The sequence below is a fragment of the Isoptericola sediminis genome, from assembly GCF_013085345.1.
Lineage (GTDB): Bacteria > Actinomycetota > Actinomycetes > Actinomycetales > Cellulomonadaceae > Isoptericola > Isoptericola sediminis.
This window is the reverse complement of the sequence record NZ_JABFAJ010000024.1, coordinates 177619-195009: the sequence shown is the minus strand read 5'-3', so window position 1 is coordinate 195009 and position 17391 is coordinate 177619. Positions and strand designations below refer to the sequence as shown.

The following is a 17391-nucleotide window of genomic DNA, read 5'->3' as shown; positions in this document are numbered from 1 at the left end:
TCATGAGGCGCCTGGCCGCGCTCGTCATCGCCTGGGCCGTCCTGACCGCGTGCACCGGGCAGGAGCCCGGTTCGTCGGTGTCCGTCGGGGACGACGTCGTCGGGGCTGCCGACGCCGCGGTCGCGCCCGACGTTCCGACCGTGCACTGGTTCTGGGCGCCGTGGTGCCCCACCTGCCAGGCCCCGGACCCGCACCTGTCCGGACTGGCGGAGCAGCACGCGGACCAGCTCGCCGTCATCGCCTTCGAGGGCCCCGACGGCCTCGAGACCATCGAGGTGGCCGCCCGGGTGGTCCCGCACGTCACCTACGTCGTCGGCTCCGAAGGCACGCTGTGGCAGCAGCGCGAGGTCACGGGCATGAGCACCTACACGGTCTTCGGACCGGACGGCGAGGTCCTCGACGAGGGGCACCTCGGGGAGACCGACCTGGCCGAGCTCGTGGCGAGGCTGGCGGAGGAGCACGGCCACGCCCCGGACGTCACGGTCCCCAACCGGTCCGCGATCAGCGCCGGCTGACGGTGCCGAACCGGCGGGCGACGGGGGCCAGGAAGAGCGGACGCAGGAGGGCGGCCGCCCCGGCGATCACCACGACCGCCGCGACGAACAGCCAGAAGCCGACCCAGCTCACCTCGTCCCGGGCGGCGAACATGTGGTTGAGGTTGCGCAGCGCCCCCGTGGCGAAGACCAGGGACACGTGGACGACGGTGAACGCGACGAAGTACAGCATCACCGGGAAGTGGATCCGGCGCGCGACCTCCACGGGGAACAGGCGGTCCCGCCGGGGCCGCGAGGGCCAGGAGACGCTCATCCGCACGCCGGTGGCGATCGCCAGCGGGGCGGCGACGAACACCGTGGTGAAGTAGGCCAGCTGCTGGAGGCTGTTGTAGTGCACCCACCCGTTGTCCGTGGGCCAGCTCAGCGACAGGTACTGCAGACCCGCGGACACCGCGTTCGGGAACACGCTCCAGTCCGTCGGCACGATCCGCACCCACTGCCCCGTCGCGAACAGCAGCACGACGTAGAGCACGCCGTTGGCGACCCAGAAGACGTCCAGCGCCTGGTGGGCCCAGGACATGATGCTGATGCGCTCCTGCGGTGCGACCCGCCGGGCCCAGTACGCGGCCGGCCGCTGCTGGCGGCGCACCATCCAGCCGGTGCGCACGATCAGCACCAGCAGGAACACGTTGAAGAAGTGCTGCCAGGAGAGCCAGGCGGGGATGCCCACCGGGGAGCCCTCGGGGAGCGGGTAGTCGCCGGGATAGGTGGTCAGGAAGCCCTGCACCGGTTCCAGGTGCACCAGCCACCGCGCGACCAGGACGGCGACACCGACCAGGACGACGGCGCCGGCCACCAGGACGAGGGCACGACCGGCCCAGCGCGGCGGCCGAGGCCGGGCGGCCGGGAGCTGCTCGTCCTCGGCGGCCGTGCCCGTCTGCTGCGCAGCGGCCGGCGCGTGGTCCGCCCCGACGAGCGGCGGCGTGGCCGGCTCGGGCACGGGCTCCGGCTCCGGCTCCGGCGGCCGATAGGCCCACGCCGGCGCCATGCCCGCAGGGGGCCACGGCTCTCCCCCGGGCACCCGGGGCAGGCCGCGGCGCAGGGGGACGCCGTCGAGGGCGGTCTCGGGCGAGGTCGGCACGGCGGGCGACCCTGTGGATGCCTCCGCGGGCGCCCCCGCAGCGGTCACCGCCTCCGAACGCTCGACGGTCCCGGTGGCCACGGAGGCCTCCGGAGCGACGGTGGTGCCCGCCGCCGCGGACGCGTCGGCGGGGGCCTCGCCGGCCGGGGGCCACGGTGGGCCCCCCGGGCGGCGCGGCAGTCCTCGCCGCAGGGCGGTCATGAATTCCTCCGCGCCTCGAGGGCGGCGACGAGCCGGGGCACGACCTCGAACACGTCGCCGACCACGCCGAAGTCCGCGATCTCGAACAGGGGGGCGTCGGCGTCCTTGTTCACGACGACGATCGTCTGAGCCGTCTGCATCCCGGCGCGGTGCTGGATGGCGCCGGAGATGCCGAGGGCGACGTACAGCCGGGGCGACACCGACACGCCGGTCTGGCCCACCTGGGCCGACGACGGGGCGTACCCGTTGTCGACCGCGACCCGCGACGCGCCGACGGCGGCGCCGAGGGCGTCGGCGAGTCGCTCGACCAGCTCGAAACCCTCTGCGGAGCCCAGACCCCGACCGCCGGAGACGACCTTCTCGGCCCCGCGCAGCGCGGGGCGGGACGACGTCACCTCGACGGGTTCGACCGCCACGATCTCGGCGCCGGGGATCCCCGACTCGGTGACCGCGAGCTCCTCGACGGAGGCGTCGGGGACGGCGGACGCACGGTCGTCGATCTCCCCCACGCGCAGCGTGACGACCGGTGCGCCGAACGTGGCGGCCGCGTCGACCAGGTAGGTGCCGCCGTAGACCGAGTGGCGGGTGACGATCCCCTCCTCGTCGCGCGAGACGCCGACGGCGTCGACCGCGAGCGCCGACCGCGACCGGACGGCGTAGCGGGCGGCGGCCTCCCGGCCCTCCACCGAGTGCGCGGCGAGCACGGCGGCGGGGCGGACGCGCTCCGCGGCGGCCGCGAGGGCGTCGACGCGGGGCACCCCGAGGGCCTTGACGGGCGCGGAGACGGTCAGCACGCGCCGTGCTCCCAGCACGGCGGCCGACGCGGCCTCGGTGTCGGCGTCTGGTCCGAGGATCAGCGCCACGGGGCTGCCGAGCGTGGCGGCCGCGCCGAGCAGCTCGGCGCTGGAGCCCGCGAGGGCGCCGTCGGGGTCACGGTCGAGCAGCACCAGGATCGGCGCGTCGTGGACGTCGGTCATGGTCGTGTTCCCCTTCATGCCAGCCGGTTCTCGACCAGGAAGTCCGCCAGCCGTTCGGCGGCGTCACCGCTGTCCACGATCTTGGTCCCCGCCGTGCGCGGGGGACGTTCCGAGACGGCGATCATGATCGAGCGGGCGGCGTCGGCGGGCTCCGGGTCGACGCCGAGGTCGGCCGCGGAGACGGTCTCGATGGTCTTCTTCTTGGCGGCGATGATCCCCTTGAACCCGGCCAGGCGGGCCTCGGGCAGCGCCTCGGTGACGGACACGACCGCCGGCAGGGGTGCGCCGACACGCACGGCGGCACCGTCGGAGGCACGCACACCGGTGACCTCGGTGTCCGAGAGGTGCACCTCGGACAGCGCCGTGGCGGCGGGGACGGCGAGAAGCTCGGCGACCGCCGCCGGCACCGCTCCCCCGGACCCGTCGGTGGACGCGTCCCCGGCCAGGACCACGTCGAAGCCCACGTGCTGGACCGCCGCAGCCAGGATCTCGGCGGTGAGGACGACGTCGGCGCCGACGAGTCGCTCGTCGACCACCTGCAGAGCGGACGTGGCGCCGAGGGCGAGGGCCTTGCGCAGGCTGGTGACGCCGGCCTCCGGGGTCATCGCGACGGCCACGATCTCGGTGTCGGGGTGGTCGTCGGCATGGCGGAGCGCGACCTCCAGGGCACGCTCGTCGATCTCGTCGAGGACCAGGTCGGCGGTGGCACGGTCGGCCAGCCCCGTCTCGAGCGACAACGTGCGGTCCACGTAAGTGTCCGGCACCACCTTCACCAGCACGGCGATCCTCATGGTCCTCCTTCTGCCGGGCTCCCCTGGCGCGATGCTTAACCTCGGTTCAATCCCTGGACCTGACGGCGAGAAATCTTCGACGGGACCAGCAGCGCGCCAGCGACGTTTCTAATACGCTATAGAAAGACGGAGGTCGAGATCAAGGACGATCGGAGACGACATGAGCCAGATCTTCGGGCCGCGCTCCCTCTACGAGGAGGAGCACGAGCAGCTGCGCGAGATGGTGCACGACTTCGTGGAGCAGAACGTCCGCCCCCACGTCGAGCGGTGGGAACGCGAGGGCCGGGTCGACCGCAAGCTGTTCACCCAGGCCGCCGAGGCAGGGATCCTGGGCCTCGGCATCCCGGAGGAGTACGGCGGCGGCGGGTCGGACGACTTCCGCTTCAACGCCGTCGTCGGCGAGGAGCTCTCCCGCCACCCGGTGTCGGACGGCGTGGCCAACATCCCCCTGGCGAACGACGTCGTCATCCCGTACTTCACCGACCTGACGAACGACGAGCAGAAGCAGCGCTGGCTGCCCGGGATCGCGGCCGGGGAGAGCCTCGTCGCCGTGGCGATGACCGAGCCCGGCGCCGGCAGCGACCTCGCCGGGATCCGCACGTCGGCCGTGCGCGACGGCGACGACTACGTCGTCGACGGATCCAAGACGTTCATCTCCAACGGGCAGGACGCCGACCTCGTGGTCACGGTCGTGCGCACCGGACCGGACCCGCACCGGGGGCTGAGCCTGCTCGTGATCCCCGCCGACTCCCCCGGGTTCTCCCGCGGCCGCCTGCTGGAGAAGATCGGCCTGCACACCCAGGGCACCAGCGAGCTCGCGTTCGAGGGCGTCCGCGTGCCGGCGGCGAACCTGCTCGGCCCCGAGGGGTCCGGCTTCGCGAGCCTCATGCGCAACCTGCCGCAGGAACGCGTCTCCATCGCCGCCGCCGCCGTCGCCGCCAGCGAAGGCGTGCTGGAGCGGACCCTCGAGTACGTCAAGCAACGGCACGCGTTCGGCCAGCCCATCGGCTCGTTCCAGAACACCCGCTTCGAGCTGGCCGACATGGTCACCGCCGTACGGGCCACCCGGGCCTACATGGACGCCTGCCTCGTCCAGCACAACGCCGGTCGGCTCAGCGCGGAGGACGCCGCCGGGGCCAAGTTCCTGGCCACCGAGCAGTACGTCGACGTGGTCGACCGCTGCCTGCAGCTGTACGGCGGCTACGGGTACATGCGCGAGTACCGCATCGCCCGGGACTACGAGGACGCCCGCGTCACCACCATCTACGGCGGCACGACCGAGATCATGAAGGAGATCGTCGGCCGCGGCCTGGGGCTGTGAGGATCCCGTCGCCGAGGCACTCCTCCACCACGCGGTCCCCCGGGGGCGCGGCACGCCGGGTCGGTCACGTCCCGGCGCCGTGCCGGATCATCCCCTGGGCGGTGGCCACCAGGTCGTCGAGCGACCGGGTCCGCGGGTTCCACCACTCGACGACCCAGTTCATGGCGCCGAGCAGCAGGAGCCGGAGGATGTTGATGTCGAGGTCGGCCCGCACCTCCCCCGCCTGCTGGGCGGCCACGAACAGGTCCCGCCACAGGTGGGTGTACTGGGCCTCCTCGGCGGCCGGCCGGACCCGGAGCTGTTCGGGGACGTGCCCGGCGTTGCGGACCGAGGCGGTCGCGTAGTCCGACAGCTGCAGCTCGAACCGCAGGTGCGCCTCGACGGCGACCATGAGGCGGTCCATCGCCGAGGCGCCCTCCGGCACGGCGGCCAACCGCTCCTCGACGTGGAGCCGGACGCGGTGCGCCCCGACCCACATCACCTCCTCGACGAGCTCGTCACGGGAGGCGAAGTAGTAGTAGATCGCCGGTGCCTGCACGCCGGCCACGGCCGCGACGTCCGCGAGACGTGTGCCGGCGTAGCCCTTGCGCGACAGCACCTCCGCGGCCGCGTCGAGGATGCGCTGCCGGGTCTGCGCCGACTTCGACGCCGCGCGCGACGGGGCAGGCTCGGTCACGTCCATCCCTCGATTCTAAGCCAGATTAGAGAATCGCCCGGGTCACGGGCGCCCGGACCTGGCCGCCGGGTCGGGACGGCGGGTCGCCGTCGCGCACGGATGCGTGCCGGGTGGCGGCGACCTACGGTGACGGCAGACCGGCGGTGGACGGCCGGTGATCTCGAGGGGGAGAACCATGGCACGCTTCATGTTCGTCTACCACGCGCCGATGACGCCGGACGACGCCACGCCGCCGACAGCCGAGGAGACACAGGAGGTCATGGGCCGTTGGATGGCCTGGGCCGACCAGGTCGGGGAACGGATGATCGACTTCGGCACGCCCCTCGCCGGTGGCGTCCAGGTCACCCCGGACGGCGAGCGGCCGAGCACCCAGGACGTGGCGGGCTACACGATCCTGGAGGCCGACGACATGGACGCCGCGGTCGCCCTGGCGCGCACGCACCCGCACCTGCAGATGCCGGGCGGGTGCACGATCGAGGTCCACGAGGCCCAGCCCCTGCCCGGGATGTAGCCGACCGACCAGCTGCGACCGGCCATGATCACCGCGGGCATCGACCTGTCGGCGAACCCTCGCAAGACCGGCGTGGCGACGATCGAGTGGTCCGACGACGATGCCCGGGTCACCGCGCTCGCCGTCGGGGAGCACGACGACGCCGCGCTCTGCGACGTCGTCCGGGCGGCCGCGACCACCGGGATCGACTGCCCGATCGGCTGGCCCGACGCGTTCGTCGACTACGTCGTCGCCCACCGCGACGGCGGGCACGACCTGGTGGTCCCCGAGACGCGTCGCCCTCTCACCTACCGGGCCACCGACCTGCACGTCTGGCAGCGCACCGGCGTGCGCCCGCTCGCGGTCTCCGCCGAGCGGATCGGCGCCGCGGCGATGCGCTGCGCGGCGATCCTCGCGATGCTCACGCGGTCCGGGACCGTCGTCGACCGCGCCGGCAGCGGGCCGGTGATCGAGGTCTACCCCGCAGCGGCACTGAAGATCTGGGGGCTGCCCCACCGCGGGTACAAGGGCCGCGACCCGCAGTCGTCCCGCGCCCGCGCGGACCTCGTCGACCACCTGGCGATCGCGTTCCCGTGGCTCGACCTCGACACCTTCGCGCCGCTGTGCCGCGACACCGACGACGCCCTCGACGCCGTGCTGTGCGCCGTCATCGCCGGACGGGCCCGGCAGGGCCGCTGCGAACCCGTGCCCGCCGACCTGCGCGACCTGGCGTCCCGGGAGGGCTGGATCGTGCTGCCCCGTGCCGGACACGACTGACGTCTCACCGGCCGCGGTGGCTCGGCGCGACGGCCCGGCTCAGCGCGGCAGCTCCCCCAGCACCGCCGCCAGGTCGACGACGGACGCGACCTCCCGGTCCGCCGGGCCGAAGTGGTCCGGGTAGACGGCGCCGGTGCGGTTGACCCACGCGGTCTGCAGACCGGCGCGTCGCGCCCCTTCGACGTCCCAGGGATGCACGGCGACGAGGACCGCCCGCTCGGCGGCGACGCCGGCGGCCGCCAGCGCATGGGCGTACGCACGGGCGTCGGGCTTCCAGGCGTCCGCCTCGGCCACCGCGAGATAGTCCTCGACGACCTTGCCCGCCGCGGTGTCGGCGAGCAGGGCGCGGGCCACGTCCGCGGACCCGTTGCTCAGCGTGACGATCCGGCAGCCGAGCTCCGCCAGGGCCAGGAGCCCCGGGACGACGTCCGGGTGCGGGGACAGGGCGACGAACCGTCCCAGGACCTGCTGGGCACCCTCGGACGGATCGGGGTGGCCGGCCGCCGTCAGGCGAGCGCGGAGCAGCGCGCCGCCGATCTCCGCGAACGACGGGTTGTCACCGAGCATGCCGAGCGCGAAGGCGTCCCGGAGCACGCCGGCGAACCAGGCCTCCACGTCGCCCGGGTCCAGGCCGACGTCACCGAAGGCGTCGGCCAGCGGCGCCAGGTCGGACAGGGTCTCGTTGACGTCGAGGACGACCAGGTCGGGACGTGGGATCGACATCCCCCTACCGTCGCCCGGGTCGCCGGTTCCAGCAATCCGACGGGGCGGGCGGACTCAGTGCTCGTCGTGCCGGCTCGCGCCCGTCCCCGCTGACTCGCCGCCCGACCGCCCTGACTCGGCGTCCGGGTCGTGCTCGGCCGCGGGGCGCGGCGTGGCCGGGCTGTCGTGGGCGTCGCGCGCGTCGTGGTCGTCGCCGAACGGCAGCACGTGCATCACGGCCACCGCGACCGCGCCGACGACCAGGCCGATGAGGGCCGAGCACAGCGTGTTGAAGCACCAGGCGAGGAACCCGCCGATGCCCGGGACCGCCGCGGCGATCGCCTCCTCGCCGTGGTGCACCAGGTCGTACAGCCCGTGCCAGCCGAGCTCGTCGACCCCGACCAGCAGGATGTGCCCGCCGACCCAGAGCATCGCCACCGTGCCCACCACCGAGATCGTGGCCAGCACCTTGGGCATCCCGGTCACCAGGGCGCGCCCGACCCGGCGCGACAGGTCGGACTCGCGCTGTGCGAGCGCCAGCCCGACGTCGTCCATCTTCACGATGAGGGCCACGGCGCCGTAGACGATCACGGTGATGACGAGAGCCACGACGAGCAGGATCACCAGCCGGGACCAGAACCCCTCGTCGGCGACCTCGTCGAGGGCGATGACCATGATCTCCGCGGACAGGATGAGGTCGGTGCGGATCGCCCCGGACACCATCGTCTTCTCGGCCTCGGGGCCGACCGCGGCGGCCGGCCGGTCGTGGTCCGTGTGCCCGCGCACCCGGCGCCAGATCTTCTCCGCGCCCTCGAACGCCAGGTAGGTGCCGCCGAGCATGAGGATCGGCGTCAGCAACCACGGCAGCCATTCGCTCAGCACCAGCGCGATCGGCAGGATGATGAGCACCTTGTTGCGGATCGAGCCCCACGCGATCTTCTTGATGATCGGCAGCTCGCGCTCGGCCGCGACCCCGTGCACGTACTGCGGCGTCACGGCGGTGTCGTCCACCACGACGCCGGCCGCCTTGGCCGTCGCCCGGCCGGCCGCCGCCCCGACGTCGTCCAGCGAGGCGGCCGCGAGCTTGGCGATGGCCGCGACGTCGTCGAGGAGCCCGAGCAGCCCGGCGCTCACGCGGCCGCCCCCGGCATGCCGGCGTGGCGCGGGCAGGGCGCCGCGAGGACGGACGAGGACTCCAGGCACGATCGCATGGGCCTATCGTGCCCCAGACCGGGTCAGTCGTCGCCGTAGACGAGCCGCTCCATCACCGTGCGGGCGCGTCGTGCGGTGCGCAGGTACAGCTCCTCCAGCTCCTGGCCGGTGTCGACGTCGCCGAGCAGCCGCGCCAACCCGGTCAGCGCCCAGGCGTCCGCCGGGAGCACGTCCGCGCGCAGGCCGCCGACCTTGCCGGACCACAGCACCAGGGCGGACCGCAGCCGGGACGCGAGCAGCCAGGCGTCGAGCAGGCACTCGGCCTCCTCGGCCTCGACGAGTCCGGCCCCCTCGGCCGCGGCCAGCGCCGCGACCGTCTCGGTGGTGCGCAGTCCCGGCACCTCGTGCGCGTGCTGGAGCTGCAGGAGCTGGACCGTCCACTCGACGTCGGACACTCCCCCACGCCCCAGCTTGAGGTGGCGGCTGGGATCGGTGCCCCGTGGCAGCCGTTCGGACTCGACGCGGGCCTTGATGCGCCGCACCTCGCGCAGCTTGGGCTCGGCGAGCCCCCCGGGCGGGTAGCGCAACGGGTCGACGACGGCGTCGAAGCGCTCGGCCAGGTCCACCGCCGTGCCGGTCGCGCCGGCCACGGGGCGGGCGCGCAGCAGCGCCTGCTGCTCCCACACACTCGCCCAGCGCTCGTAGTACTCGGTGTACGAGGCCATCGTGCGCACCAGCGGCCCCTGCCGCCCCTCGGGACGCAGGTCGGCGTCCACCGGCAGCGGGGGCTCGGGTCCGACGGCGGAGAGCAGCTTCTGCAGCGTGCGCGCGGTGAGCTCGGCGAACGCCTTGGCCTGCTCGGGGTCGGCGTCGGGCAGCGGGTCGTGCACGAACAGGACGTCGGCGTCCGAGCCGTAGCCCATCTCCCGTCCGCCGAGGCGACCCATGGCGACCACGAGCATGCGGGTGGGGTTCGCCGCCGGGTCGGGTCCCAGCCCCATCTGGTCCCGGGCGGCGAACTCGGCCACGCGCAGGCCGCCGACGACGACCATGTCCGCGGCGTCGGAGATCGCCGCCTGGGCCTGCACGGGCCCGAGCACGCCGAGCACCTCGCCGGCGCCGGTCCGGGCGAGCTCGCGGCGCCGCAGGGCGCGCAGCCGGGTCGCCGCCGGACCGGGGTCGTCCGCCCGGGTCAGGACGGCGTCCGCCTCCGCGGCGAGCCGCTCGGGACCGCGGGGTTCCAGCCGGGAGGTGTCGGCGAGCCACTGCACCGACTCCGGTGAGCGGGCCAGCGCCTCGGCGAGGTACCGCGAGGAGGACAGCAGGTGGGCCAGGTGGTAGGCGGCGTTCCCGGAGTCGCGCAGCAGCCGCAGGTACCAGGGCGTGGCGCCGAGGTTCTCGGACAGCTTGCGGAAGTCCAGCAGGCCCGCGTCGGGGTCGGAGCCCTCGGCGAACCAGCCGAGCATCACCGGCAGGAGCTGGCGCTGCAGCTTGGCCCGGCGTGAGGTGCCCTCGGTGAGTGCCACGACGTGCCGCATCGCCCCGTCCGGGTCGCGGTAGCCGATCGCCGCGAACCGGGCGCGCGCGGCGTCCGGGGCGAGCGAGAGCTCGTCCTCCGAGAGCTGCGCCCACGCCGGCAGCAGCGGGCGGTAGAAGACGGCCTCGTGCAGGGCACGGACCTCGCGCCGGGTGGCCCGCCAGCGCTGGCGCAGGTCCTCGGCGCCCTGGCCGCGCATGCCCAGCGACCGGGCGAGGCGCCGCAGGTCCTCGTCCTCGGTCGGCAGCAGGTGCGTGCGCTTGAGCCCGAAGAGCTGGACCCGGTGCTCCAGGGACCGCAGGAACCGGTAGCAGGCGCCCATGCGCAGGGCGTGCTCGCGCCCGACGTACCCCCCGGCCGCGAGCGCGGACAGTCCGGCCAGCGTGTTGCCGTCGTGGATGGCGTCGTCGGTGCGGCCGTGCACGAGCTGCAGGAGCTGGACGGTGAACTCGACGTCCCGCAGCCCGCCCTTGCCGAGCTTGATCTGCCGGTCGGCCTCGGCGTTGGGCACGTGCGCCTCGACGCGGCGCCGCATCGCCTGGGCGTCCTCGACGAAGTGGTCCCGGTTGGCGGCCGCCCAGACGAACGGGTCGACGGCCTCGCGGTAGGCCGCGCCGAGCGCGGCGTCCCCCGCCACCGGGCGGGCCTTGAGCAGGGCCTGGAACTCCCACGTCTGGGCCCAGCGCTCGTAGTAGGCGACGTGGCTGGCCAGGGTGCGCACCAGCGGCCCCTGCTTGCCCTCGGGACGCAGCGCCGCGTCGACCTCCCACAGCGCCGGTTCGAGCGAGGTGCCGCCGCACACCTTCTGCAGCCGGGTGGCGAGCTGGGTCCCGATCCGCATCGCCGCGGACTCGTCCAGGACCGGCTCCCCGGCCTCGTCCGTGGCGGGTTCGCACACGTAGACGACGTCGACGTCGGAGACGTAGTTGAGCTCGCGACCGCCGGTCTTGCCCATCCCGATCACCGCGAGGCGGGCCCCGGCGCCGTGGTCGGGGATCTGGGAGCGCGCCACCGCCAACGCCGCCTCCAGCGCGCCGGCGGCCAGGTCGGCCAGCGCGGCGCCGACGTCCGGCAGCGTGGCCGAGGGGTCCGGCGCCGTCAGGTCCGTGGCGGCGATGCGCAGCAGCCGTTCGCGGTAGGCGCGCCGCAGCGCGTCCGTGGCGGTGGGGGCGTCCCGGTCGGGCCACCCCGGCGCGTCGGCGCCCTCGGGCTCCAGGGCCGCGACGGGATCCGCCGACTCCGGGTCGGCGCCGACGGCGCGCAGGAGCTCCGCGCGCACGTCCCGCGGGTCGGCCCCGAGCCCGCCGTCGCCGTCGCCCAGCACGTCCAGGAGCGCGGGACGGCGGACGATCTCGTCCGCGAGCGCCGTCGACGCGCCGAGGACGGCCATTAGCCGTCCCCGGGCCACGCCCTCGCCCGAACGCTGGTCCGCCGCGAGCAGCCGTTCGACGGTCTGCTGCGCGGCGGGCACCGAGGCCAGCCGCACGAGGTGCAGCAGCGCGAGGTCCGGGTCGGCCGTGACCCCGAGGGCCTGCAGCACGCCGTCGTCCCCGCCCGCGTCGGCGGGGAGGCGGCGCTGCAGCTCGGCGTCCTGCCAGAGCGTCGCCGACCGGGTCAGGTCGGCGAACCCTGCCCGGAGCAGCCTCCGGGTCGGGGTCTGCGGTCTACCGGTGCCGGAGGTCGTCGGGCTCACCTCTCGACCCTATCGGCCGCCGCCGGAGCGTGCGGCGGCCGTCCGCTCAGAGGAACTGCAGGGAGGTCTTGAGCTCGTACGGGGTGACCTGGGCGCGGTAGGCGTCCCACTCGTTGCGCTTGTTCTTCAGCACGTAGTCGAAGACGTGCTCGCCCAGGGTCTCGGCGACGAGCTCGGAGGACTCCATGAGCTCGATGGCCTCGTCGAGGGACTCCGGCAGCGGCGCGATGCCGAGCGCTCGGCGCTCCGCCCCGGTGAGCTCCCAGACGTCGTCCTCGGTGGCCTCGGGCAGCTCGTACCCCTCCTCGATGCCCTTCATCCCGGCGGCCAGCAGCACGGCGAACGCCAGGTACGGGTTCGCCGCCGAGTCCAGCGCCCGGTACTCGATCCGCGAGGAGTTGCCCTTGCCCGGCTTGTACATGGGCACGCGCACCAGCGCGGAGCGGTTGTTGTGGCCCCAGCAGATGTAGCTGGGCGCCTCGGAGCCGCCCCACAGCCGCTTGTAGGAGTTGACGTGCTGGTTGGTCACCGCGGTGATCTCCCCGGCGTGCACCAGCAGCCCGGCGATGAACTGACGCCCGGTCTTGGACAGCTCGAACTGCGCCCCCGGCTCGTGGAAGGCGTTGGAGTCCTCCTCGAACAGCGACATGTGGGTGTGCATGCCCGACCCCGGCTTGTCCGCGAAGGGCTTGGGCATGAAGGAGGCGAACACACCCTGCTCGAGCGCGACCTCCTTGACCACGGTGCGGAACGTCATGAGGTTGTCCGCGGTGGTCAGCGCGTCGGCGTAGCGCAGGTCGATCTCGTTCTGCCCGGGCCCGGCCTCGTGGTGGGAGAACTCCACGGAGATACCCATCGACTCGAGCATCGAGATGGCCGCGCGCCGGAAGTCGTGCGTGCTGCCGCGGGCCAGGTGGTCGAAGTAGCCGCCCTCGTCGACCGGCACCAGGGGCCCGTCCGAGGAACCCATCTGGTTGAAGAGGTAGAACTCGACCTCGGGGTGGGTGTAGAACGTGAAGCCCTTGTCGCCGGCCTTGGCGAGCGTGCGCTTGAGGACGTTGCGCGAGTCGGCACGCGAGGGCTCGCCCTCGGGGGTGAGCAGGTCGCAGAACATGCGACCGGTGCCGTGGCGCTCACCGCGCCAGGGCAGCACCTGGAACGTCGTGGGGTCGGGCTTGGCGATCATGTCCGCCTCGTAGACCCGTGTCAGCCCCTCGATCGCACTGCCGTCGAAGCCGATGCCCTCGACGAAGGCCTGCTCGAGCTCCGCCGGGGCGACCGCGACGGACTTGAGCACCCCCAGCACGTCGGTGAACCAGAGTCGGATGAAGCGGATGTCGCGCTCCTCGACCGTGCGAAGCACGAACTCCTGCTGCCTGTCCATGACCTCATCCTGCCCGATACCTGTTAACCGTGGGTGACGGACCGTCGACGGTCCGTCGCACCGGTCCGGGACCTGGGCCCGCACCGGCTGTCGCCTACGCTATCGACCATGGAACCCGCAGGCCACAACCCCTCGGTCACGCCCGCTGACAACTCCGCTGTGAGGTCGGTCACCGACGACGACGCCGCCGGCATCGCCGCCGGCGCCCGCCGAGTCCGCGTCCACCACCTGCAGCGCGCCAAGGAGCGTGGTGAGCGCATCACCATGCTCACCGCCTACGACGCCCCCACGGCCGCGATCCTCGACGCCGCCGGCATCGACACGCTGCTCGTGGGCGACTCCGTCGGGAACACCATGCTCGGGCACGCCACCACGCTGCCCGTCACCCTCGACGACATGGTGCGGGCCGGACGGGCGGTCGCCTCGGCGGCGCAGCACGCGTTCGTCGTCGTCGACCTGCCGTTCGGCAGCTACGAGGCGGGCCCCGAGCAGGCCCTCGCCTCCGCCGTGCGCATCATGAAGGAGACCGGCGCCTCGGCGGTCAAGCTCGAGGGCGGCCGCCGCTCGGCCGAGCAGATCCGCGCGATCACCCAGGCGGGGATCCCGGTGGTCGGCCACCTCGGCTACACCCCGCAGTCCGAGAACGCGCTGGGCGGCCCCCGCGTGCAGGGCCGGGGCGACGACGCGGCCGAGGAGCTCAGCCAGGACGCGCTCGCCGTCCAGGAGGCCGGCGCGGTCGCGGTCGTGCTGGAGATGGTGCCCCGCGCCGTGGCGGCCCGCATCACCGAGTTCCTGGTCATCCCGACGATCGGCATCGGCGCCGGCCCCGAGGTCGACGGCCAGGTCCTCGTGTGGACCGACATGGCCGGGATGACCGACTGGTCGCCGCGCTTCGCCCGCCGCTACGCCGAGCTGGGCCGCGCCCTGCAGCAGGCGGCCGCGGACTTCGCGGCCGAGGTGCGCGACGGGTCCTTCCCGACCGAGGAGCACACCTTCGACCAGTGACGCGGGACCGGCGGCGCCGAGCCCCTCAGCGCCGCCAGTCCTCGTCCTCGGCCTCCCACTCCTCGTTGCGCCGCGCGGCGTTGTCCAGGGCGTGCTGCGCCTCCTCGCGCGTGGCGTACGGACCCAGCAGGTGCGTCCAGCTCGACTTCTCCTTCGCGGTCTCCACCTGCCCGGTCTCGGTGTTGAACCAATACTGTGTGCTGCTGCTGTACTCGCTCATGACTCGATCCTGCCGCAAGATGGGGTCCATGGCTGAGCAGAGCGGACACCAGGTGGCCTTCGGTATCGACATCGGCGGGTCCGGGATCAAGGGCGCCCCCGTCGACCTGACCACGGGCGAGTTCGCCGCGGACCGGCTGCGGATCCCCACCCCGAGCAAGTCCACCCCGGACGCGGTCGCCGACGTGCTCGCCGAGCTCGTCGCCGGCTTCGACCTGCCCGACGAGGCGCCGGTCGGCGTCGCGTTCCCCGCGCCCCTGGACCGCGGGATCGTCCGGTTCATCGCCAACCTGCACAAGTCCTGGAAGGGCGTCGACCTGCCGCAGCTCGTCCGCGAGGCGACCGGCCGTGACGTGACGGCGGTCAACGACGCGGACGCGGCCGGGGTCGGGGAGGACCGCTACGGGGCGGCCGCCGGGCACGGCGGCGTGGTGCTCATGGCGACCCTGGGCACCGGGATCGGGTCAGCCCTGCTGGTGGACGGCGTGCTCGTGCCGAACACCGAGCTCGGCCACCTCGAGATCGACGGGCACGACGCCGAGACGAAGGCGTCGGAGGCCGCGCGGGACCGCGAGGACCTGTCGTGGGAGAAGTGGGCGAAGCGCCTGCAGCGCTACTTCGAGACGGTGGAGATGCTGCTCTCCCCCGACCTCATCGTCGTCGGCGGCGGCGTGAGCAAGCACCACCAGAAGTTCCTGCCGCTGCTGGACCTGCGCGCCGAGATCGTCCCGGCCACCCTGCGCAACCGCGCCGGGATCGTCGGCGCCGCCTCCCTCGCGGCCGACCCCCACTGATCCTTCCGGACACGAGGACGCCGCACCCCCCGACCGGGGGGTGCGGCGTCGTCGTGTCGGGTCAGTGGGCGACGGGGACGTCGACGTGCAACGTGCCCAGCGGTTCGCTGACGACGGCGGGCGGGTCGTGCAACGTGACGGAGAGCCCTTCGTCCTGCCCGATGCGGCAGAGCTGGACGAGGAAGGCGATACCCGCGGAGTCGAGGAACGTCACCTCGGAGGCGTCCACGATCACGGGAAGGTCACGCTGGAACGCCCCGGCCAGAGCAGCCGAGGCCTCGTCGCGCAGGGCGATGTCGATCTCGCCCCACAGGGTCACCACACTGGCCTCGGGCGTCTCGTTCAAGACGATCCCTCCGGCCCGAACCTCATGGATGAGGGTCACTGTGCCACCTTCGTCCCTGGTGTCCTCGCCCCCTGCGTGCCGCGGGCGCGGCACCGGCGTTCGAGACTCGCGACCTCGTCGTCGCGATGCCGCCAACCTACACCACTCCGACCCCCACGGGAACCCGTTTCCGGAACCGTTCTTGACCGAACTTTCACGTTCTGACCGGGGCGCCTGAGCGCCCGTCGGTCACAGCTCGAGGCGCAGGACGCGACGGCGCGACGTCGGGGCCGCGACCTCCTCCAGGCCGGCGGCCGAGAAGATCTGCGGCACGCCGACGCTCGCCTCGTCCCAGATCACCTCGCCGCCGTCCGCGGCGACGATCGGATACCCCTCGAGGACCCGCGCACCCCGTTCCCGGGCGAAGTCGACGGCGCAGCGGGCCAGCTCGTACATCAGCCCCTGGCCCCGGTACCCCGCGCGGACGACGAAGCAGGCCGCGAGCCACACGCCGTCGTCGTCGCGTTCCTCGGCACGCCCGCGCCACGCCACGGGACTGCGCCCGTAGTACCGGCGGTACGTCGGGCGCGGGCCGACGGCCACCCAGCCGACCGGCTCGTCGCCGTCGTAGAGCACGACGCCGCTGGTCACCGGCGAGGTCGGGTCGTCGGCACACGTCTGCTCGGCCAGCCGGAGCCGCCGTTCCTCGACCGGCATGTCCCACCACTCGCCGTCGCCGAGCACCTGCCGCTGGCACTGGCACCGACCGGCCTGGGAGGTACCGAGCACCGTCTGGAGGTCCTCGAAGGGGACCTGGTTCGCGGGCCGTGCGGTGAGCGTCGCCACGCCGTGACCCTACGGGCGACCCCCGACGCTCGCCGCCGGACAGCCGGCGCCGGTGCGGTGGGGTGCGGACGAGCCGGTCTGTACGCCGGGTTCTGTTCCCGTGCCGGGTCACCCCCGCACGGGCGACGGTCATCCATCTAGGACCTGCGTCGCCACAGGCCTCCAGCGGTCTACCCGGGGACATCGGGCGGGCAGCCCTCGAACGTCCCCTGTCCGACCTTGCTCCAGGTGGGGTTTACCGAGCCGTGCCCGTCACCGGACACGCTGGTGGTCTCTTACACCACCGTTTCACCCTTACCGCCGGTCTCCCGGCGGCGGTCTGTTTTCTGTGGCACTGTCCCGCGGGTCACCCCGGGTGGCCGTTAGCCACCACCTTGCCCTTCGGAGCCCGGACGTTCCTCGGCGACGGCGCCTGAGCACCGCCGACGCGACCGTCCGACCGACTCGTCCGCCCGGCAAGGATAACGGCCTCAGACCTCCACCGGGTACGTCAGCACCAGCTCGTCCGCCGTCCGGCCGCGGATCCCCCAGTTCTCCGGCCGGCTCTCGAGGATCACGACCTCCAGGTCGTCGTCCGCGAGGTCCAGGGCCGGCGCGACCTCGTCGTACATGGCCCTGACCAGAGCCTTCTTCGCGGTGGTCGACCGGCCGGAGAAGCAGACGACCTCGATGAGGAGGTACGCGTCCGACCGCGGCGCGACGAGGTCCCCGTCCTCGAGCAGCAGGAACCGGTGGAACCTCTTGTCCTCGGGGATCCGCCAGGCCGTGACCAGCGCGTCGTGCACGGCGTCGGAGACCTCCTCACGACGCTCGCCCCAGATGGTCCGGTTTCCGTAGATCTTCACCTGCGCCATGAGGGGACCGTA

The 17391-nt window shown here is 73.4% G+C and carries 18 protein-coding genes and 1 other RNA gene; 6 read left to right on the top strand and 13 right to left on the bottom strand.

The annotated features are described in order from the left end of the window. The first annotated feature begins 2 nt into the window (after window positions 1-2). Window positions 3-515 carry a TlpA family protein disulfide reductase gene (locus tag HLI28_RS13330; RefSeq protein ID WP_171248050.1) on the top strand — a complete coding sequence of 171 codons (513 nt, stop codon included), beginning with the start codon at window positions 3-5 and terminating at the stop codon, window positions 513-515. Here HLI28_RS13330 and HLI28_RS13325 read toward each other — a convergent pair. The 3 genes from HLI28_RS13325 to HLI28_RS13315 all read right to left on the bottom strand — a co-directional run bounded on the left by HLI28_RS13325 (window position 502) and on the right by HLI28_RS13315 (window position 3604). Further along, a complete protein-coding gene (locus HLI28_RS13325) occupies window positions 502-1635 on the bottom strand; it encodes a cytochrome b/b6 domain-containing protein (protein WP_343035834.1) in 1134 nt (377 codons plus the stop codon). The genes HLI28_RS13330 and HLI28_RS13325 overlap by 14 nt on opposite strands. Window positions 1636-1832: 197 nt before the next feature. Then, window positions 1833-2813 (bottom strand): electron transfer flavoprotein subunit alpha/FixB family protein, encoded by a 981-nt coding sequence (locus HLI28_RS13320; protein WP_171248048.1) that lies wholly within the window; start codon window positions 2811-2813, stop codon window positions 1833-1835. A gap of 14 nt (window positions 2814-2827) precedes the next feature. Further along, window positions 2828-3604 (bottom strand): electron transfer flavoprotein subunit beta/FixA family protein, encoded by a 777-nt coding sequence (locus HLI28_RS13315; RefSeq protein ID WP_171248047.1) that lies wholly within the window; start codon window positions 3602-3604, stop codon window positions 2828-2830. A 160-nt stretch (window positions 3605-3764) separates the two neighbouring features. Between HLI28_RS13315 and HLI28_RS13310 the strand changes: the two genes are divergently transcribed. Then, window positions 3765-4925, top strand: a complete 1161-nt coding sequence (locus tag HLI28_RS13310; protein WP_171248046.1) for an acyl-CoA dehydrogenase family protein — start codon at window positions 3765-3767, stop codon at window positions 4923-4925. 64 nt (window positions 4926-4989) lie between these two features. Here the strand turns inward: HLI28_RS13310 and HLI28_RS13305 are convergent, their stop codons facing one another. Then, window positions 4990-5607, bottom strand: a complete 618-nt coding sequence (locus HLI28_RS13305; protein WP_171248045.1) for a TetR/AcrR family transcriptional regulator — start codon at window positions 5605-5607, stop codon at window positions 4990-4992. A 169-nt stretch (window positions 5608-5776) separates the two neighbouring features. Here HLI28_RS13305 and HLI28_RS13300 point away from each other — a divergent pair, with 169 nt between their 5' ends. Together HLI28_RS13300 and HLI28_RS13295 are read left to right on the top strand one after the other, a co-directional pair. After that, window positions 5777-6112, top strand: coding sequence for a YciI family protein (locus tag HLI28_RS13300; protein WP_171248044.1), 336 nt, complete (start codon window positions 5777-5779; stop codon window positions 6110-6112). A 24-nt stretch (window positions 6113-6136) separates the two neighbouring features. Next, window positions 6137-6868, top strand: coding sequence for a DUF429 domain-containing protein (locus tag HLI28_RS13295; RefSeq protein ID WP_171248043.1), 732 nt, complete (start codon window positions 6137-6139; stop codon window positions 6866-6868). A 39-nt stretch (window positions 6869-6907) separates the two neighbouring features. Here HLI28_RS13295 and HLI28_RS13290 read toward each other — a convergent pair whose 3' ends face one another. The 4 genes from HLI28_RS13290 to glnA form a co-directional block, all read right to left on the bottom strand. Beyond that, on the bottom strand, window positions 6908-7591 hold the full coding sequence (locus HLI28_RS13290; protein ID WP_171248042.1) for a haloacid dehalogenase type II: 684 nt from the start codon (window positions 7589-7591) through the stop codon (window positions 6908-6910). Between the two features lie 54 nt (window positions 7592-7645). Continuing rightward, window positions 7646-8704, bottom strand: coding sequence for a DUF808 family protein (locus HLI28_RS13285; RefSeq protein ID WP_171248041.1), 1059 nt, complete (start codon window positions 8702-8704; stop codon window positions 7646-7648). Window positions 8705-8805: 101 nt separating this feature from the next. After that, entirely contained in the window at window positions 8806-11952 is a 3147-nt protein-coding gene (locus HLI28_RS13280; protein ID WP_171248040.1) for a bifunctional [glutamine synthetase] adenylyltransferase/[glutamine synthetase]-adenylyl-L-tyrosine phosphorylase, read from the bottom strand. Between the two features lie 46 nt (window positions 11953-11998). Then, entirely contained in the window at window positions 11999-13336 is a 1338-nt protein-coding gene (glnA, locus tag HLI28_RS13275; protein WP_171248039.1) for a type I glutamate--ammonia ligase, read from the bottom strand. A gap of 108 nt (window positions 13337-13444) precedes the next feature. Between glnA and panB the strand changes: the two genes are divergently transcribed. Beyond that, window positions 13445-14341 (top strand): 3-methyl-2-oxobutanoate hydroxymethyltransferase, encoded by an 897-nt coding sequence (gene panB, locus HLI28_RS13270; protein ID WP_171248038.1) that lies wholly within the window; start codon window positions 13445-13447, stop codon window positions 14339-14341. A gap of 25 nt (window positions 14342-14366) precedes the next feature. Here the strand turns inward: panB and HLI28_RS13265 are convergent, their stop codons facing one another. Beyond that, on the bottom strand, window positions 14367-14561 hold the full coding sequence (locus tag HLI28_RS13265; protein ID WP_171248037.1) for an SPOR domain-containing protein: 195 nt from the start codon (window positions 14559-14561) through the stop codon (window positions 14367-14369). A gap of 28 nt (window positions 14562-14589) precedes the next feature. On the opposite strand from HLI28_RS13265, the gene ppgK reads away from it, so the two are divergent. Beyond that, a complete protein-coding gene (gene ppgK, locus HLI28_RS13260; RefSeq protein ID WP_171248036.1) occupies window positions 14590-15354 on the top strand; it encodes a polyphosphate--glucose phosphotransferase in 765 nt (254 codons plus the stop codon). A 61-nt stretch (window positions 15355-15415) separates the two neighbouring features. Here the strand turns inward: ppgK and HLI28_RS13255 are convergent, their stop codons facing one another. The 4 genes from HLI28_RS13255 to HLI28_RS13240 form a co-directional block, all read right to left on the bottom strand. Then, a complete protein-coding gene (locus HLI28_RS13255; RefSeq protein WP_246246732.1) occupies window positions 15416-15700 on the bottom strand; it encodes an STAS domain-containing protein in 285 nt (94 codons plus the stop codon). A 228-nt stretch (window positions 15701-15928) separates the two neighbouring features. Continuing rightward, window positions 15929-16525 carry a GNAT family N-acetyltransferase gene (locus tag HLI28_RS13250; RefSeq protein WP_171248034.1) on the bottom strand — a complete coding sequence of 199 codons (597 nt, stop codon included), beginning with the start codon at window positions 16523-16525 and terminating at the stop codon, window positions 15929-15931. Between the two features lie 65 nt (window positions 16526-16590). Beyond that, window positions 16591-16972: RNase P RNA component class A (gene rnpB / locus HLI28_RS13245), an RNA gene on the bottom strand. Between the two features lie 23 nt (window positions 16973-16995). After that, window positions 16996-17379 (bottom strand): tautomerase family protein, encoded by a 384-nt coding sequence (locus HLI28_RS13240; protein ID WP_171248033.1) that lies wholly within the window; start codon window positions 17377-17379, stop codon window positions 16996-16998. Window positions 17380-17391 lie beyond the last annotated feature (12 nt).

What these genes read in the sequence shown, in the direction of transcription:
- HLI28_RS13330 (WP_171248050.1), top strand. Translation starts at nt 3, where the DNA reads ATGAGGCGCCTGGCCGCGCTCGTCATCGCCTGGGCCGTCCTGACCGCG.
- HLI28_RS13320 (WP_171248048.1), bottom strand. Translation starts at nt 2,813, where the DNA reads ATGACCGACGTCCACGACGCGCCGATCCTGGTGCTGCTCGACCGTGAC.
- HLI28_RS13315 (WP_171248047.1), bottom strand. Translation starts at nt 3,604, where the DNA reads ATGAGGATCGCCGTGCTGGTGAAGGTGGTGCCGGACACTTACGTGGAC.
- HLI28_RS13310 (WP_171248046.1), top strand. Translation starts at nt 3,765, where the DNA reads ATGAGCCAGATCTTCGGGCCGCGCTCCCTCTACGAGGAGGAGCACGAG.
- HLI28_RS13305 (WP_171248045.1), bottom strand. Translation starts at nt 5,607, where the DNA reads ATGGACGTGACCGAGCCTGCCCCGTCGCGCGCGGCGTCGAAGTCGGCG.
- HLI28_RS13300 (WP_171248044.1), top strand. Translation starts at nt 5,777, where the DNA reads ATGGCACGCTTCATGTTCGTCTACCACGCGCCGATGACGCCGGACGAC.
- HLI28_RS13295 (WP_171248043.1), top strand. Translation starts at nt 6,137, where the DNA reads ATGATCACCGCGGGCATCGACCTGTCGGCGAACCCTCGCAAGACCGGC.
- HLI28_RS13290 (WP_171248042.1), bottom strand. Translation starts at nt 7,591, where the DNA reads ATGTCGATCCCACGTCCCGACCTGGTCGTCCTCGACGTCAACGAGACC.
- glnA (WP_171248039.1), bottom strand. Translation starts at nt 13,336, where the DNA reads ATGGACAGGCAGCAGGAGTTCGTGCTTCGCACGGTCGAGGAGCGCGAC.
- panB (WP_171248038.1), top strand. Translation starts at nt 13,445, where the DNA reads ATGGAACCCGCAGGCCACAACCCCTCGGTCACGCCCGCTGACAACTCC.
- HLI28_RS13265 (WP_171248037.1), bottom strand. Translation starts at nt 14,561, where the DNA reads ATGAGCGAGTACAGCAGCAGCACACAGTATTGGTTCAACACCGAGACC.
- ppgK (WP_171248036.1), top strand. Translation starts at nt 14,590, where the DNA reads ATGGCTGAGCAGAGCGGACACCAGGTGGCCTTCGGTATCGACATCGGC.
- HLI28_RS13240 (WP_171248033.1), bottom strand. Translation starts at nt 17,379, where the DNA reads ATGGCGCAGGTGAAGATCTACGGAAACCGGACCATCTGGGGCGAGCGT.